General features: G+C 72.9%; 16 protein-coding genes. 10 read left to right on the top strand and 6 right to left on the bottom strand.

Going from position 1 to position 14,322, the window contains the following annotated elements; genetic code table 11:
• Positions 1 to 34: 34 nt before the first annotated feature.
• Entirely contained in the window at positions 35 to 1,078 is a 1,044-nt protein-coding gene (locus FB462_RS06390) for a glycoside hydrolase family 6 protein (protein WP_141860804.1), read from the bottom strand.
• A 103-nt stretch (positions 1,079 to 1,181) separates the two neighbouring features.
• Between FB462_RS06390 and FB462_RS17250 the strand changes: the two genes are divergently transcribed.
• The 5 genes from FB462_RS17250 to FB462_RS06410 all read left to right on the top strand — a co-directional run bounded on the left by FB462_RS17250 (position 1,182) and on the right by FB462_RS06410 (position 4,172).
• Positions 1,182 to 1,628, top strand: coding sequence for a VanZ family protein (locus tag FB462_RS17250; RefSeq protein WP_167510032.1), 447 nt, complete (start codon positions 1,182 to 1,184; stop codon positions 1,626 to 1,628).
• A gap of 100 nt (positions 1,629 to 1,728) precedes the next feature.
• The gene (rpsO, locus tag FB462_RS06400) at positions 1,729 to 1,998 is read left to right on the top strand and encodes a 30S ribosomal protein S15 (RefSeq protein WP_058742593.1); all 270 of its coding nucleotides are present in this window, start codon (positions 1,729 to 1,731) and stop codon (positions 1,996 to 1,998) included.
• 153 nt (positions 1,999 to 2,151) lie between these two features.
• Entirely contained in the window at positions 2,152 to 2,775 is a 624-nt protein-coding gene (locus tag FB462_RS06405) for a CE1759 family FMN reductase (RefSeq protein ID WP_114849098.1), read from the top strand.
• Between the two features lie 105 nt (positions 2,776 to 2,880).
• Positions 2,881 to 3,225, top strand: a complete 345-nt coding sequence (locus FB462_RS17255) for a hypothetical protein (protein WP_167509946.1) — start codon at positions 2,881 to 2,883, stop codon at positions 3,223 to 3,225.
• On the top strand, positions 3,222 to 4,172 hold the full coding sequence (locus FB462_RS06410; protein WP_208738896.1) for an FAD:protein FMN transferase: 951 nt from the start codon (positions 3,222 to 3,224) through the stop codon (positions 4,170 to 4,172). Before FB462_RS17255 ends, FB462_RS06410 begins: the two co-directional genes overlap by 4 nt.
• Positions 4,173 to 4,214: 42 nt before the next feature.
• On the opposite strand, the gene FB462_RS06415 is transcribed toward FB462_RS06410, so the two are convergent.
• The gene (locus tag FB462_RS06415) at positions 4,215 to 5,411 is read right to left on the bottom strand and encodes a coiled-coil domain-containing protein (RefSeq protein ID WP_114849099.1); all 1,197 of its coding nucleotides are present in this window, start codon (positions 5,409 to 5,411) and stop codon (positions 4,215 to 4,217) included.
• Between the two features lie 290 nt (positions 5,412 to 5,701).
• Here FB462_RS06415 and FB462_RS06420 point away from each other — a divergent pair, with 290 nt between their 5' ends.
• Positions 5,702 to 7,975, top strand: coding sequence for a polyribonucleotide nucleotidyltransferase (locus FB462_RS06420; RefSeq protein ID WP_114849100.1), 2,274 nt, complete (start codon positions 5,702 to 5,704; stop codon positions 7,973 to 7,975).
• Between the two features lie 72 nt (positions 7,976 to 8,047).
• Here FB462_RS06420 and FB462_RS06425 read toward each other — a convergent pair whose 3' ends face one another.
• Positions 8,048 to 8,575 carry a YbhB/YbcL family Raf kinase inhibitor-like protein gene (locus FB462_RS06425; protein WP_114849101.1) on the bottom strand — a complete coding sequence of 176 codons (528 nt, stop codon included), beginning with the start codon at positions 8,573 to 8,575 and terminating at the stop codon, positions 8,048 to 8,050.
• A gap of 112 nt (positions 8,576 to 8,687) precedes the next feature.
• Complete coding sequence (locus FB462_RS06430) at positions 8,688 to 9,335, bottom strand: TetR/AcrR family transcriptional regulator (protein ID WP_181819166.1); 648 nt, start codon at positions 9,333 to 9,335, stop codon at positions 8,688 to 8,690.
• A gap of 246 nt (positions 9,336 to 9,581) precedes the next feature.
• Between FB462_RS06430 and FB462_RS06435 the strand changes: the two genes are divergently transcribed.
• Together FB462_RS06435 and FB462_RS06440 are read left to right on the top strand one after the other, a co-directional pair.
• Complete coding sequence (locus FB462_RS06435; protein ID WP_114849103.1) at positions 9,582 to 10,916, top strand: M16 family metallopeptidase; 1,335 nt, start codon at positions 9,582 to 9,584, stop codon at positions 10,914 to 10,916.
• A 5-nt stretch (positions 10,917 to 10,921) separates the two neighbouring features.
• Positions 10,922 to 11,524 carry a histidine phosphatase family protein gene (locus tag FB462_RS06440; protein ID WP_114849207.1) on the top strand — a complete coding sequence of 201 codons (603 nt, stop codon included), beginning with the start codon at positions 10,922 to 10,924 and terminating at the stop codon, positions 11,522 to 11,524.
• A 53-nt stretch (positions 11,525 to 11,577) separates the two neighbouring features.
• Here the strand turns inward: FB462_RS06440 and FB462_RS06445 are convergent, their stop codons facing one another.
• Entirely contained in the window at positions 11,578 to 12,054 is a 477-nt protein-coding gene (locus FB462_RS06445) for a GNAT family N-acetyltransferase (protein WP_141860808.1), read from the bottom strand.
• A gap of 23 nt (positions 12,055 to 12,077) precedes the next feature.
• Here FB462_RS06445 and FB462_RS06450 point away from each other — a divergent pair, with 23 nt between their 5' ends.
• On the top strand, positions 12,078 to 12,824 hold the full coding sequence (locus tag FB462_RS06450) for a 4-hydroxy-tetrahydrodipicolinate reductase (protein ID WP_141860810.1): 747 nt from the start codon (positions 12,078 to 12,080) through the stop codon (positions 12,822 to 12,824).
• A gap of 52 nt (positions 12,825 to 12,876) precedes the next feature.
• Entirely contained in the window at positions 12,877 to 13,302 is a 426-nt protein-coding gene (locus tag FB462_RS06455) for a tetratricopeptide repeat protein (RefSeq protein WP_141863277.1), read from the top strand.
• An 87-nt stretch (positions 13,303 to 13,389) separates the two neighbouring features.
• On the opposite strand, the gene FB462_RS06460 is transcribed toward FB462_RS06455, so the two are convergent.
• Positions 13,390 to 14,301 (bottom strand): TIGR01777 family oxidoreductase, encoded by a 912-nt coding sequence (locus tag FB462_RS06460; protein WP_229666831.1) that lies wholly within the window; start codon positions 14,299 to 14,301, stop codon positions 13,390 to 13,392.
• Positions 14,302 to 14,322 lie beyond the last annotated feature (21 nt).

Raw genomic sequence — 14,322 nt, forward strand, 5'->3', positions numbered from 1 at the left:
CAACCACCGACCCCCGACCGGTGGCCGACGGAACTCAGTCCTGCTTGCGGTTCTCGACCAGCGCGAGCGCGTACGACTCCCACCACTGCCCGGCCGGTGGTCCGCCGTGGCAGGTGCCGTCGCTCAGCCCGGGGGTCTTCACCCAGAGCAGGGCGTCGAGCCGCGTCGTGCCACCGGTGACGTGCGGTGCCTGCCCGAGTCCGGCGCCCGGCGGGTTGCACCACGTGCCCTTCCAGCCCTGACCGTTGCGCGAGACGTCGATGACGAAGTGCGGGTCGTCCCCGATCGCGTCGGCGAGCCGATCCGCGTACGCGCGTTCCTGGTCGACGCGGTAGAAGTTCGAGACGTTCGTGGCGAACCCCTGCACCCGGTCCACGCCGGCCTGCCGGAGCCACCCCGCCATCGTCGTGACGGGGACGCGGTTCTCGTTGCCGCCGTCCAGGTACACCGTCAGGCCGTGTCCGGTCAGCTCGCCGACGGCCTTCCGCAGCAGGTGCAGCCGGTCCTCGCCGAGTCGCTTGCACACGTGGATCTGCGCGATCGAGTCGGGTTCGACGAGCACCACGGCGTGCGACCCGGCCATCGCCCGCGTGGCCGAGCGCACCCACGGCAGGTAGTCGCGCTCGGTCGTCCCGCCGGCGGAGTAGCTGCCGCAGTCGCGGTCGGGGATCGCGTACAGGACGAACACCGGTGTGCGGTCCTGCTGCTCGGCGTCCCGCACGACACGACGGACGACCTGGCGGGTGGCGTCCTGCGACGGGTCGGTCAGCCAGGTCGCGACGGGCTGGTCCGCGATGACGTCGAGCCGGGACGCGGTGGTGGTGTCACCGGCGGCCCGGGCGTCCGACTCCCGGCGCAGCGCCTGGTTGTCGGTCGCGGGCTGCTGGGCGAGGCCACCCGGGAACGCCTGCGCCGCCGTGCGTCGGTCGGTCACGTCCCGACCGTCCGGGTGGTCGCCCGCGGGCAGAACGAGGAGGAGCGTCGTGACGAGGGCCGCGACCACGACGGCGGCACCCCCGATCCACGCCCACTGGCGCCGACCGGCACCCCGGCGACTGCGGTTCCCCTGCTCCGGCATGCGCCCATGCTGGCAGGTCCGGCCCGCTCCGGGGAACCGCGACCCGGCGTCCGCCCAGCCGGCCCGCCGGGATCTGCCAGCCGCGTGCACCGATACTGACCGGATGTTCCGGAAGACCCTGCTCCTCGCCGTCACCGTCGGCTACGCCTGGGTGATCTGGCGGATGACCCTCACCCCGCAGGTCTTCACGCACGCCCAGAGCGAGCTCGTCCTGCACGCCATCGCCTGGCTCCAGCAGCTGCCGCACGGCGCCTGGTTCGGCTACGACCGCGTCGAGTTCCTCGCGAACATCGCGATGTTCGTGCCGGTCGGGATGCTCGCGGCGCTGTGGTTGCCCCGCCGCTGGTGGTTCCTCGGCGCCGTCGTCGGCGTCGGCCTGTCCGTCGGCATCGAGGCAGCGCAGGCCGCCTGGCTGCCCTACCGCGTCGCGGACCCGCGGGACGTCCTGTCGAACGGCCTCGGTGGCCTGCTCGGCGCGACGCTCGTCGGACTCGTCCGGAGCCTGCTGCCGGCCCCGCGACGCCGCCGCCTGCGTGCCCGCACGGTCTGATCTCTGGTAGTCTCGACCGGTTGCCGTCGAACGGCCGCGGACGAAGAGCGCTCGTGCATCAGGCACGGGCACCGCGCAACGGACAGAAAGGGGATCATCCATGGCACTTGACGCGAAGGTCAAGCAGGAGATCATCGAAGAGTACGCGACCCACCCGGGCGACACCGGATCCCCGGAGGTCCAGGTCGCTGTTCTGACGCGTCGCATCAACGACCTGAACGAGCACCTCAAGGAGCACAAGCACGACCACCACTCGCGTCGTGGTCTGCTGCTCATGGTCGGCCAGCGTCGCCGCCTCCTCGGGTACCTCTCCGACGTCGACATCAGCCGCTACCGTGCGCTCATCGAGCGCCTCGGCCTGCGTCGCTAGTCGTCTCGCAGACACTGCTCGACCGAAGGCCCCGGTCCTCCTCGTGAGGACCGGGGCCTTCTCCGTTCCCGCGCACGACGGCGGGGAATGGTTGCGCCCGTCCGCCGGTTCGGTACGATGTTCATGCAAACGCATCGAAAGTCGGGAATCGCCATGACCACCATCGCCGTCGTCTCCGCCGGGCTCTCCGAGCCCAGCTCCACTCGCCTGCTCGCGGATCGCCTCGCCGGGTCGGCCGTCGCCGCGATCACGGCGGACCAGCCGGGAGGCTCGGTGGACGTCCGCCACGTCGAGTTGCGTCCGATCGCCCACGAGATCGTCGACGCGATGCTCACGGGGTTCGCGGCGCCCGGGCTCGCGGCCGCGCAGGCGACGGTCCTCGAGGCCGACGCCGTCGTGTTCGTCACACCGGTCTTCACCGCCGGGGTGAGCGGGCTCGCGAAGTCCTTCCTCGACGTGCTCGACAAGGACGCGATGACCGACGTGCCGGTGCTGCTCGCCGCCACGGGCGGCACGGCGCGCCACTCGCTCGCGATCGACCACGCGCTCCGTCCGGTCTTCGCGTACCTCCGCGCCGCGGTCGTGCCGACGGGTGTCTTCGCCGCGACCGACGATTGGGGGAGCCCGGAGGACGCGGCCGCCCTGGACGCACGCATCCGCCGGGCCGGGGTCGACCTGGCATGGGCGATCCGATCCTCCCGGCGGACCCCGCAGCGGACCGACGCCCTCCCCGAGACGGTGGACTTCGCGTCCCTGCTCGGCGGACTCGGTCACTGATCCCTTCTTACAGTCCTCATCGGATCCGCGGGGCGCGAGCGCAGCGCACGCTCCGGGGACACCCGGGGCCGTCCGCGAGCCTCGTCCTGACGACGAGGAGGACCCATGGACGGCAACCGCAGGAACGGGCGACGCACCACCAGCGCGATCGTGAGCACGGCGGGACTGGTGGTCGCCGGCCTCGCCGGCGCCGGGGTGTGGATCGGGCACGAGGTCACGACCGCGACCGGCACGAGCGCGACGGACTCCAGCACGACGGGCACGAGCACGTCCGGCTCGAGCACGACGGGCTCGGGCGGCACCAGCTCGGGCAGCACCAGCTCGGGCAGCACCAGCTCGGGCGGCACCAGCTCGGGCAGCTCGAGCGACAGCGGCACCTCGGACCAGGGCGTCTCGCAGGGGACCACCGGTGGTTCCGGCGCCACCGACGCGACGACGACGGGATCGTGACCGTGCGCGCCGCCGCCGAGTGGGACCTCTGGACCACCACCGCCCGGGTCGTCCTCGACCGCCGGGACCGTCGGCACCTCCCCGCAGCCGAGGCCTGCGTGCGCGAGGTGACCGCGGCGGTCGACGCCGCGTGCAGTCGGTTCCGCGCCGACTCCGAGCTCCTCGCCCGCGCCGACGCACTCGTCCGCGGCACCGAGGTCTCCCCGCTCCTCGCGTCGCTCGTGCACCAGGCCGTCGACGCCGCGCGCCTGACGGACGGCGACGTCGACCCGACGCTCGGCCGCCGCATGGTGCGCCTGGGCTACGACGCTGCGTTCGTCGACGGTGCCCTCGTGACCGCGGGGCCCGGCCCCGAGGTGTCGCCGGACCTGCTCGCCCGGGCGTTCGACGTCCGTCCGGCGTGGCAGCGGATCCTGCTCTCCGGCACCTTCCTGCGCGTCCCCGAGGGCGTCACGCTCGACCTCGGCGCGACCGCGAAGGCCGCCGCGGCCGACATGGCCGCGGCGAGCATCACCGCCCGCCTGGGCATCGGTGCGCTGGTCTCGCTCGGCGGCGACGTCGCGACCGCCGGCCCGGACCCGTCCGGCGGCTGGCAGGTGCGCGTGCAGGACCTCGACGACGATCCCGCGGACCACGTGCGGATCGCCTCCGGCTGGTCCGTCGCGACGTCGAGCACGCAGAAGCGACGCTGGGAGCAGGACGGCCACGCGCGGCACCACATCCTCGACCCCCGGTGGGGCCTGCCGGTCGACCCGGTCTGGCGCTCCGTGACGGTCGTGGCGCCGTCGTGTGTCACGGCGAACACGATGACGACCGCCGCTGTGGTGCGGGGGCACGCCGCCGTCGACTGGCTGCGGCAGAGCGGGCGGGCGGCGCGGCTGGTCGCAGCGGACGGCTCGGTCGTGCGCCTCGGCGGCTGGCCGGCAGAGGACGCGGTCGCCGCCTGACCGGGCCGGGGGCGTCCCGCCGTCACCCGGACGCGCACCCGCTCAGTACCAGTGCGGGTTCTCGCTCATCTCGTGGTTCCACGCGGCACAGGGCGAGCCGTACGCGTCGTGGATGTACGCCAGGCCCCAGTTGATCTGCGTCGCCGCGTTCGTCCGCCAGTCCGCTCCTGCCACGCCCATCTTGCTCGCCGGCAGGGACTGCGGGATCCCGTACGCCCCGCTCGACACGTTCAGGGCGTTCGCACGCCAGCCGGACTCCTGCGTCCAGAGCGACACGAGGCACGAGAACTGGTCGGAGCCCCAGCCGTACGCACCGATGGCGCCGCGGGCGTAGGCCTGTGCGCCGGCCGGGTCGACCACGACGCCGTCGGTGCTCGGGTACGCGTTGCCGGAGGACGCCGCACTCGAGCTCCCCGGCGTGGCCTGGGCCTTCGCCGCTGCCGCTGCCTGCGCCGCAGCCTGCGCCGCGCGTGCCTGCGCCGCCGCCTGCGCGGCCACCGCCTGCCCGACGGCGTACTGCTGCTCGGTCGCCGCGGTCGTGTCCTTCAACGAGGCGAGCTGCGCGTACAGCTCGTCGCTGTGCTGCTGGGTGCTCGCGACCGCCTGCGCCGCGGTCTTCGCCGCCGCCGTCGCCGCGTCGGACTTCCGCTCGGCAGCCGACGCGAGGGACGCCCGCTCGTCCTCGGCGCGGGTCGCCTGCTCGTGCAGCGACGACGCGGTGTGGGCGGCGACCGAGGCGTCGTCCAGGACGTCCGTCCACGTGCCCGTCAGCTGGTCGAGCGCGCCGAGTTGGTAGAGCAGGTCGTCCGGGTCCTCGGCGGTCGCGATCCGGGTGGCCATCGCGTTCTCGCTGCCGTCCCGGTACAGGCTCGCGGCGAGCTGACCGGCCCGGGCCTGAGCACGGTCGGCCGTCCGCTGGGCGTCGTCGGCCTGGGCCTGGAGGCTCGTGGCGGCCTGCGTGGCGGCGCTGAGGTCCGCCTCGGCGGCGTCCGCGGCGGCCGACGCGTCGAGCGCGGTCTGCGACTTGGCGGCGGCGTCGGCCTGGGCGGCGTGCAGGGCGTCCTGCACGGTGCCGATCTCGGCCTGCTTGGCCTGCTCGTTGCCCTTCGCGGCCTGCACGTCCGCCCACGTGGGGTAGTCGGTGGCGCTCGCGGGCGCGGCGGTCAGAGCGGGCACGACGAGCGCGCCGACGACCACGGCGGCCGCGACGAGCACGCTCCGGGACGGAGAGAGACGCATGTCGGCAGGCTAGCGGGGACACGCCCGCGTCCCCGGCGCCTCGCCGCCGTGATGCCTGAGGGCTGGTAAAGTCCTCACCGTGCGGGGACCGTTCCCCGGACGTCACACTCGCTGTGACACCAAAACACTGCGCAGACCCGGCACGGAGCTGGTCATCGGTGGTGGCTCGCGGGCCGTTCGGAGTCCCGAGTGCTTCTACTGCTGGCCAGACATGCGCCCCGACCCCTCGGCGTGCACGCACCACGGGTGCCGTCGCCCCGGTCTGCCGAACACGTCAAGGAGGCACCCTTTTGGAGGGTCCCGAGATCAAGTTCGCCGAAGCCGTCATCGACAACGGCAAGTTCGGCAAGCGCGTCGTCCGGTTCGAGACCGGCCGCCTCGCACAGCAGGCGCAGGGCGCGGTCGCCGCGTACCTCGACGAGGAGACCATGCTCCTCTCGGCCACCAGCGCCGGCAAGCACCCGCGGGAGGGCTTCGACTTCTTCCCGCTGACCGTCGACGTCGAGGAGCGCTCGTACGCCGCCGGCAAGATCCCCGGTTCGTTCTTCCGTCGTGAAGGCCGTCCCAGCACCGAGGCGATCCTCGTCTGCCGCCTCATCGACCGGCCGCTGCGCCCGTCGTTCGTCGACGGCCTCCGCAACGAGGTCCAGATCGTCATCACCGTCCTGAGCATCGCGCCGGACGAGTTCTACGACGCACTGGCGATCAACGCCGCGTCCGCCTCGACGCAGATCTCCGGTCTGCCGTTCTCCGGCCCGATCGCCGGTGTGCGCCTCGCCCTCATCGGCGACCAGTGGGTCGCGTTCCCGAAGGCGTCGCAGCTCGCCGAGGCCGTCTTCGACCTCACGGTCGCCGGCCGCGTCGTCACCGACGACCAGGGCAACGAGGACGTCGCGATCATGATGGTCGAGGCCGAGGCCACCGAGCACAGCTGGGACCTCATCCAGGGCGGCGCGACCAAGCCGGACGAGGCCGTCGTCGCGCAGGGCCTCGAGGCGGCCAAGCCGTTCCTCAAGGTCCTCGTCGAGGCGCAGGCGAAGATGGCCGCCCAGTCGGCCAAGGAGATCCAGGACTACCCGGTCTTCCCGCCCTACGCCCCCGAGGTCTACGACGCGGTCGAGGCCCTCGCGCTCGACGAGCTGGGGGACGTCTACCAGATCGCCGGCAAGCTCGAGCGCCAGGACAAGGACGACGCCCTCAAGGCGAAGGTCAAGGAGGCCATCGCGGCCAAGGTCGAGGCCGGGGAACTCCCCGAGTCCGCCAACGGCCAGGTCAGCGGCGCCTACAAGTCGGTCACGAAGAAGGTCGTCCGCGGCCGCATCCTGACCGAGCAGGTCCGCATGGACGGTCGCGGCCTCGCCGACATCCGTCCGCTCGACGCCGAGGTCGCCGTGATCCCGCGCGTCCACGGTTCCGCGATCTTCCAGCGCGGCGAGACGCAGATCCTCGGCGTCACCACGCTGAACATGCTCAAGATGGAGCAGCAGATCGACTCGCTGTCGCCCGTCACGAAGAAGCGCTACCTGCACCACTACAACTTCCCGCCCTACTCGACCGGTGAGACCGGCCGCGTGGGCTCGCCCAAGCGTCGCGAGATCGGGCACGGCTTCCTCGCCGAGCGCGCCCTCGTGCCGGTGCTGCCGTCGCGCGAGGAGTTCCCCTACGCCATCCGTCAGGTGTCCGAGGCCCTCGGCTCCAACGGTTCGACGTCGATGGGCTCCGTCTGCGCCTCGACCCTGTCGCTCCTCAACGCCGGTGTGCCCCTCAAGGCGCCGGTCGCGGGCATCGCGATGGGCCTCGTCTCCGACACCGTCGACGGCCAGACCCGCTACGCGGCGCTGACCGACATCCTCGGTGCCGAGGACGCCCTCGGCGACATGGACTTCAAGGTCGCCGGCACGTCCGACTTCGTCACGGCGATCCAGCTCGACACGAAGCTCGACGGCATCCCCTCGTCGGTCCTCGACGCCGCGCTCAAGCAGGCAAAGGAAGCGCGCTCCGCCATCCTCGGCGTGCTGACCGAGGCGATCGACGCCCCCGACGAGATGGCCGACACCGCCCCGCGCGTCATCTCGGTGCAGATCCCCGTCGACAAGATCGGCGAGCTGATCGGCCCGAAGGGCAAGACGATCAACGGCATCCAGGACGAGACCGGTGCCGACATCTCGATCGAGGACGACGGCACCGTCTACATCGGCGCCGTCGACGGTCCCTCGGCCGAGGCCGCCCGTGCGCAGGTCAACGCGATCGCGAACCCGACGAACCCGGAGATCGGCGACCAGTTCCTCGGCACGGTCGTCAAGATCGCGACCTTCGGTGCCTTCGTGTCGCTGCTCCCGGGCCGCGACGGGCTGCTGCACGTCTCCGAGGTCCGCAAGCTCGCCGGTGGCAAGCGCGTGGAGAACGTCGAGGACGTCCTGGGCGTCGGCCAGAAGATCCTGGTCGAGGTCACCAAGGTGGACGACCGCGGCAAGCTGTCGCTCGCGCCGGTCGTCGCCGACGAGGTGGACACCGAGGGCCGCGAGGGCCACGAGAAGCACACCGAGGACAACGCCGAGGGTTGATCCCCGGCTGACCCACGACGGCCGTCACTCCCGCGGGAGTGACGGCCGTCGTCGTCTTCGTGGCGCGGGGCGTCAGGACGCCGGGGTCTCCTGCGTGCCGGTGAGCTGCGCGCGCCCGAGCAGGTGCTCGCGGAGCAGGAAGCCGACCACGGCGGGGGTGGCGTCGGCGGGTGCCTCGAGCACGGGCACGTCGAGCGCGCTCAGCGTGAACACGTACCGGTGCGGGCCGTGGCCGGCGGGCGGTGCGGCACCCAGGAAGGTGTCGGTCCCGTACTCGTTGCGGCGGCGGAGCGCCTCGGCGGGGAGCAGCGCGTCGTCGGTCCCGGCACCCTGGGGCAGCGAGGTCGTCGACGCCGGCAGGTCGGTCAGGCTCCAGTGCCAGAAGCCCGAGCCGGTCGGGGCGTCGGGGTCGTACACGGTGAGGACGTAGCTCTGCGTGCCCTCGGGCGCCCCGGACCACTCGAGCGCGGGGGAGCGGTCCTCGCCACCGGCGTCGGCGCCGCGCGCCCAGTCGGGCAGCGCGTCGCCGTCGGAGAAGTCGGGGCTCGTCAGGGTGAACGTGGGGACCTCGGGGAGGTTCCAGTTGGGGTCGTTGGCCATGCCGCCAGCAAACACCCTGCTCCTGTCGCACAGGTGGGACGGGTCGGCCCGGAGGATCGTGGCGGGCCCCGCCACGCGCCTCCCGTCCGCCGGTCGGGTCGGAGGCGAGGCGTCAGGCCGCGATGACGCGGTCGACCACGCGGCCGAGCGCCGCGGTCGCGGCGATCGCGTCGCCGGCGTACGCGCCGGCCATCGCGCCGTCGCGCGCGAGCATGAGCTCGTCGGCCCCGTCGCCGGGCAGCGGGTGCCCGGCGCGCTGCAGGAGCGAGGCGAGCTGGTCCGTGTACCAGTCGCGGTGGGTGGCGACGACCTCGCGCACGGGGTCGCGCGGGTCGTGGTACTCGGCGGCGGCGTTGAGGAACGCGCAGCCGCGGAACTCGGCACGACCGACCTCGTCCGAGACGGCGGCGACCCAGGCGCGCACCGCGGCCTCGGGGCTGGCGGCGTCGGAGACGAGCTGCTCGAAGCCGGCGCGGACGCGCTCGTGCTGGGTGCGCACGTAGGCGAGGATCAGGTTGTCCTTCGAGCCGTAGTGCTTGTAGAAGGTGGCCTTCGTCACGCTCGCCTCCGAGATGAGCCGGTCGACGCCGACCCCGCGGATGCCCTCTTCGTAGAACAGGCGTGTCGCGGTCTCGAGGATCCGGACCTTCGCGCCGCCGGAACGGGGAGCCGGGGGGACGCTCGACCCGTCCGGCGACGCGAGGTTCGTGCTCGGGCCGAGGAGACGCTGGACGGCCGGTTGGGGGGAATCGACCGTCACAGCGTTGCTCCTCGGACTCATCGGCTCCGCGGGGGAGTGGGGGGACTCCGCCGCGCGAGGACTGATGTCCCGAGCCATCGGGTCGGAATCTAGGGGGGCTTCCGACCCGATGCAAGAACTGTACCACGTGGAGGACAGACAGACGAGTCTTTCTATCCTCATCCGATGTACCCCAGTTCGAGGCACGTGCTGTGGGCCTGGGGAAACTGGGCGGTCGGCGCCCGCGGGTCAGTAGGCTCGTCTGCGATGAACCAGCCAGTACCGTTGCCGCTCGAGGCCCCGGACACGTCCTTCCTGACGTCCGGTGGTGCCTTCGTCCGTCGGACCGTGCTGCCCTCCGGAGTCCGGGTCCTCACCGAGTCGGTCCCCGGAGCCAGTTCCACGAGCCTCGGCTTCTGGGTCGGCGTCGGGTCCCGCGACGAACGCGAGGGCCAGTTCGGCTCCACGCACTTCCTCGAACACCTGCTCTTCAAGGGCACCGAGCGCCGCAGTGCGCTCGACATCGCGATCTCCTTCGACTCGGTCGGCGGCGAGCACAACGCCGCGACCGCGAAGGAGTACACCTGCTACTACGCCCGCGTCCGGGACACCGACGTCCCGATGGCGGTCGAGGTGATCGGGGACATGGTCACCGGTTCGGTGCTCGAGGCCGAGGCGTTCGACGTCGAACGCGGCGTGATCCTCGAGGAGCTCGCGATGGCCGCGGACGACCCGGCCGACGTCGCGGGCGAGGCGTTCTTCGCCGCGGCCTTCGACGGGCACCCGCTCGGTCGGCCGATCGGCGGGACGCCCGAGAGCATCCGCGCGGTCGGGCGCGCCGAGGTCCTGGACCACTACCGCGAGCACTACGCACCGAACGGCATCGTGGTGACCGCCGCCGGTGCCGTGGACCACGACCGCTTCCGCGAACTGGTCGAGCACGTCTTCCGGGACGCCCCGCACGCGTCGCCGCTGGCCCGGCGGACGCCGCAGCCCGTGGCGGACCCGGCCGTGCCGAAGCTCGCCGTCGCGCACCGTCCGACCGAGCAGGTCAGCATGCTCCGCGGATCGCAGGGTCTCGACCTCCGTGACGAGCGCCGTCCGGTGCTCAGCGTCCTGAACGCCGTCCTCGGCGGCGGGATGAGCTCGCGGCTGTTCCAAGAGGTCCGTGAGCGCCGGGGCCTCGCCTACGCGGTGTCGTCGTTCGCGCCGGCGTACCTGGACAACGGGGCCTTCGGGGTCTACGCGGGCTGCGCCCCCGACAACGTCGCCGGGGTCGTCGAGATCATCGACGCCGAGTTCCGGCGCATGGTCGACGACGGCATCACCGACGACGAGCTCCGTCGCGCGAAGGGCCAGATCGAGGGCGCGCTGACGCTCTCGCTCGAGGACAGCGACGCACGGATGACCCGGCTGGGCCGGTCCGAGCTCGGCACCGGCGAGTTCACCGACCTCGGCACCGCCCTGCAGCGGGTCGACCGGGTGACCCCGGCGGACGTCCTCGACCTCGCCCGCGACCTGCTCACCCGCCCGACCATCACCTCGGTCGTGGGGGCCGTCCAGCGCGACGAGCTCGCGGCCGCCATCGGCGCCGAGGGGTGACCGACGTGTCGCACTACCTGTACCTCGTCCGGCACGGTGAGCACCAGGACGCCGAGCACGGCCTGCGGGACGGCAAGCTCTCGGAGCGTGGGAAGCGCCAGGCGATGCTCGTCGCCGACCGGCTCGGCGGGGTCCCGTTCGACGGCGTGTACCACTCGCCGCTCGACGCCCCGAGCGAGACCGCGGCGTTCCTCGCGCAGCGCCTGCCGTCGATCCAGCCGGAGCCCTCGACCCTGCTCTTCGACTGCATCCCCTCCGGTCCGACCCCGGACATGCCGCACGCCTACCACGGCTGGTACGGCGGCGTCACGGAAGAGGAGATCGTCGCGGGCCAGGCGCAGATGGGCGATGCCGTCGCGGAGTGGTTCACGCCGGCGCGCGAGGACCGCCACGACCTGCTCATCACGCACAACGCCGTCATCGGGTGGTTCGTGCGCGAGGCGTTCCAGGCGCCGGAGTGGCGGTGGATGGGGACGAACGTCGCGCACACGGCGTTGACGATCATCCGGATCCGCTCCGCCAAGCCGGCCGAGGTCGTCACCCTGAACGACCTCGCGCACCTGCCGGTCGAGCTCCGCACGGGGCTGCCGGTCGACCAGCCGGTCTAGGCGCACCGACCGTCCCGCACCGACCGTCCCGCACCGAGGACACCGCGCAGGGCTCACCCGACCGGTCGCCGGTACCAGGCGGTCGCGTTCGGGTTCTCGTTGAACGGCGCGACCCGCTCGTAGCCGCGGCCGCGGTACATCGCGCCGGCTGCGACGAGCGAGTCGTTCGTGTCGAGGACGACGCTCGTCGCCCCGAAGCCGCGAGCAGCGTCCTCGAGCGCGTCCATCACCGCGGTCGCCACGCCCCGTCCGCGACCGGCCGGCGTGACGTACACGTGCTTGACCTCGAAGCGGACGTCGTCCCCGTCGTCGGCGATCCGGCGGAGCCCACCGCACCCGACGGGCCGGTCGCCGTCGTACGCCACGACGAAGGTGCCGTTCGGCGGCACGAACTCCGCCGCCGGGGTGCGCTTGCGCGAGTACGACCCCTGCGCGCTCGGGAACGTGGCCTCGCGCTCGTCGAGGTACGCGTCGAGCAGGGCGTCGACCTCGGGCGCGTCGGCGGGCACGGACCTGACCTGGAGCGGCATGGTCCGATCCTAGAATGGGAGCCATGGTCACTCCCGTCGCCGTCGTCGGCGCCACCGGTCGTCTCGGGGGCCTCGTGGCCTCCGTGGTCGAGTCCCTCGACGGCTTCGAGCTCGTCGCCTCCCTGTCGTCGCGGGACGGCGCACACGAGGCACCGCCGTCGGTGTTCGGCGGCGCCGCACTCGTCGTCGACGTGACCGTCCCGGCGCTCAGCCCGGCGATCGTCGACAACGCCCTCGCGAGCGGCGCGAACGTGCTCGTGGGCACCTCCGGCTGGTCGTCCGACCGGCTCGCGACGCTCCGCGCCGGGCTCGAGGCACGACCAGACCAGGGGGTCCTCGTCGTGCCGAACTTCTCGATCGGCTCGGTACTCGCGACGCACCTCGCCACGATCGCGGCGCCGTGGTTCCCCGCGGTCGAGATCGTCGAGACGCACCACGCCGGCAAGGTCGACTCGCCGTCGGGGACCGCCGTGCGGACCGCGGAGCTCATCGCGGACGCCCGGCGCGAGGTCGGCCCCGTCGACGCCCCGCACGTCGACCAGCGCGCCCGCGGGCAGCAGGTCGCGAGCGTCCCGATCCACTCGCTCCGGCTCCCCGGGGTCAAGGCCGTCCAGGACGTGCACCTGAGCGGCCCCGGCGAGACCGTCACGATCCGCCACGACACGAACGACGACGTCGCGTACGTCGCCGGCATCCGGGCAGCGCTCGCCCACGTGGTCGACGCCCGTGGCCTGACGGTCGGGCTCGGCAGCGTCCTCGGCGTCGGCTGAGCGGCACGCCGTGCTCCGCTCGTTCCGCTCGCCGTTCTGGCCCGCCGCCCTGATGGCCGCCCTGCTCCTGCTCTACATCGTCGTCGTGGGGCAGCGCGCCGTCGCGTTCATGGCGACGGGGCAGCCGATCGGCATCGGGATCGGCGTCGCGCTCGTCGTGGTCGCCCTGATCGGCGCGCTCCTGCTCGTGCTCGAGTTCCGCTTCGGGATCCGCATCACCCGGCTCGGCCGTCGCCTCGAGCGCGAGGGCGGCACCCCGCAGGACGTCGTGCCGCTCATGCCGAGCGGCCGCCCCGACCGTGCGGCGGCCGACGAGGTCTTCCCGCGCTACAAGGACGCGGTCGAGGCCGACCCCGACGACTGGCGGGCCTGGTTCCGGCTCGGTGTCGTCTACGACGCCGCGGGTGACCGCAAGCGCGCGCGGGCCGCGATGCGGACGGCGCTCGCCACCGCGCCCACCGACCGACGGGTGGACTGACGGCTTGACGGACGGGAGGCTCGTGGCGGGCCCGCCACGAGCCTCCCGTCCGGTCGACCGTCGCGACCGCCGCGACGTCCGTGCGGATCAGAAGGCGGCGTCGACCGCGCTCTCGGCGTACCGGTGGCGGAACGTGTAGCCGGACTCCTCGAGCTTCCGCGGCACCATCTGCTGGTTCGACAGGAGCATCTCGTCGGCCGCCTGGCGCAGCACCAGCCGCAGCGCGAAGGCCGGCACGCCGAGCAGGTACGGACGGTGCAGGTCCTGCGCGACGCGCTTCGTGATCCGGTCCGCGACCGACGGCTCCGGACCCGCGAGGTTCACCGGGCCGGACACCTGCGCGGCGTCCGGGCTCGTGGCGAGGTGGACGATCGCGCCGACCTCGTCCTCGAGCGCGATCCACGGCCAGAACTGACCGCCCGTGCCGAGCTTGCTGCCGAGGCCGGCCTTCGTCAGCGGGACGAGGGGCGCGAGCGCACCGCCGCCCTGGCCGACGACGATGCCGGTGCGGAGCAGCACGACCCGGACGCCCTCGGGGGCGGCGGTCGCGGCGGCCTCCCACTTCGTGCAGACGTCGGCGAGGAACCCGCTGCCGGCCGCGGCGTCGTCGTCGAGCACGTCCGTCGGGCGGTCCCCGTAGACGCCGGAGGCCGACCCGGACAGGAAGAGCGCCGGGGGGTTCGCAGCCCGGCGCATGGCCTCGACCAGGGTGTCCGTCGCCTGCACCCGCGAGTCGAGGATCTGCTGCTTGTAGGAGTCGGTCCACGGGAGCTTGCCGATGTTCGCACCGGCGAGGTTGATCACGACGTCGGCACCGTCGAGCACCGCCGGGTCGAGCGGGCGGGTGCCCGGGGACCAGCGGAACGCGGTCGCGGTGCGGGGTTCGCTGCGGGTGAGCGTGGTGACGTGGTGCCCGGCCTTGCGCAGGGCGTGGACGAGGGGGGTCCCGATGAAGCCGGACGCACCGGCGACGAGGATCGAGAGCGGCTGGGTCGACATGGGGGCCACGGTACTCAGCGC

The organism is Curtobacterium citreum, assembly GCF_006715175.1.
Lineage (GTDB): Bacteria > Actinomycetota > Actinomycetes > Actinomycetales > Microbacteriaceae > Curtobacterium > Curtobacterium citreum.

What these genes read in the sequence shown, in the direction of transcription:
- FB462_RS06435 (WP_114849103.1), top strand. Translation starts at nt 9,582, where the DNA reads ATGAACCAGCCAGTACCGTTGCCGCTCGAGGCCCCGGACACGTCCTTC.
- FB462_RS06445 (WP_141860808.1), bottom strand. Translation starts at nt 12,054, where the DNA reads ATGCCGCTCCAGGTCAGGTCCGTGCCCGCCGACGCGCCCGAGGTCGAC.
- rpsO (WP_058742593.1), top strand. Translation starts at nt 1,729, where the DNA reads ATGGCACTTGACGCGAAGGTCAAGCAGGAGATCATCGAAGAGTACGCG.
- FB462_RS17250 (WP_167510032.1), top strand. Translation starts at nt 1,182, where the DNA reads ATGTTCCGGAAGACCCTGCTCCTCGCCGTCACCGTCGGCTACGCCTGG.
- FB462_RS17255 (WP_167509946.1), top strand. Translation starts at nt 2,881, where the DNA reads ATGGACGGCAACCGCAGGAACGGGCGACGCACCACCAGCGCGATCGTG.
- FB462_RS06450 (WP_141860810.1), top strand. Translation starts at nt 12,078, where the DNA reads ATGGTCACTCCCGTCGCCGTCGTCGGCGCCACCGGTCGTCTCGGGGGC.
- FB462_RS06425 (WP_114849101.1), bottom strand. Translation starts at nt 8,575, where the DNA reads ATGGCCAACGACCCCAACTGGAACCTCCCCGAGGTCCCCACGTTCACC.
- FB462_RS06390 (WP_141860804.1), bottom strand. Translation starts at nt 1,078, where the DNA reads ATGCCGGAGCAGGGGAACCGCAGTCGCCGGGGTGCCGGTCGGCGCCAG.
- FB462_RS06405 (WP_114849098.1), top strand. Translation starts at nt 2,152, where the DNA reads ATGACCACCATCGCCGTCGTCTCCGCCGGGCTCTCCGAGCCCAGCTCC.
- FB462_RS06415 (WP_114849099.1), bottom strand. Translation starts at nt 5,411, where the DNA reads ATGCGTCTCTCTCCGTCCCGGAGCGTGCTCGTCGCGGCCGCCGTGGTC.
- FB462_RS06455 (WP_141863277.1), top strand. Translation starts at nt 12,877, where the DNA reads ATGGCCGCCCTGCTCCTGCTCTACATCGTCGTCGTGGGGCAGCGCGCC.
- FB462_RS06460 (WP_229666831.1), bottom strand. Translation starts at nt 14,301, where the DNA reads ATGTCGACCCAGCCGCTCTCGATCCTCGTCGCCGGTGCGTCCGGCTTC.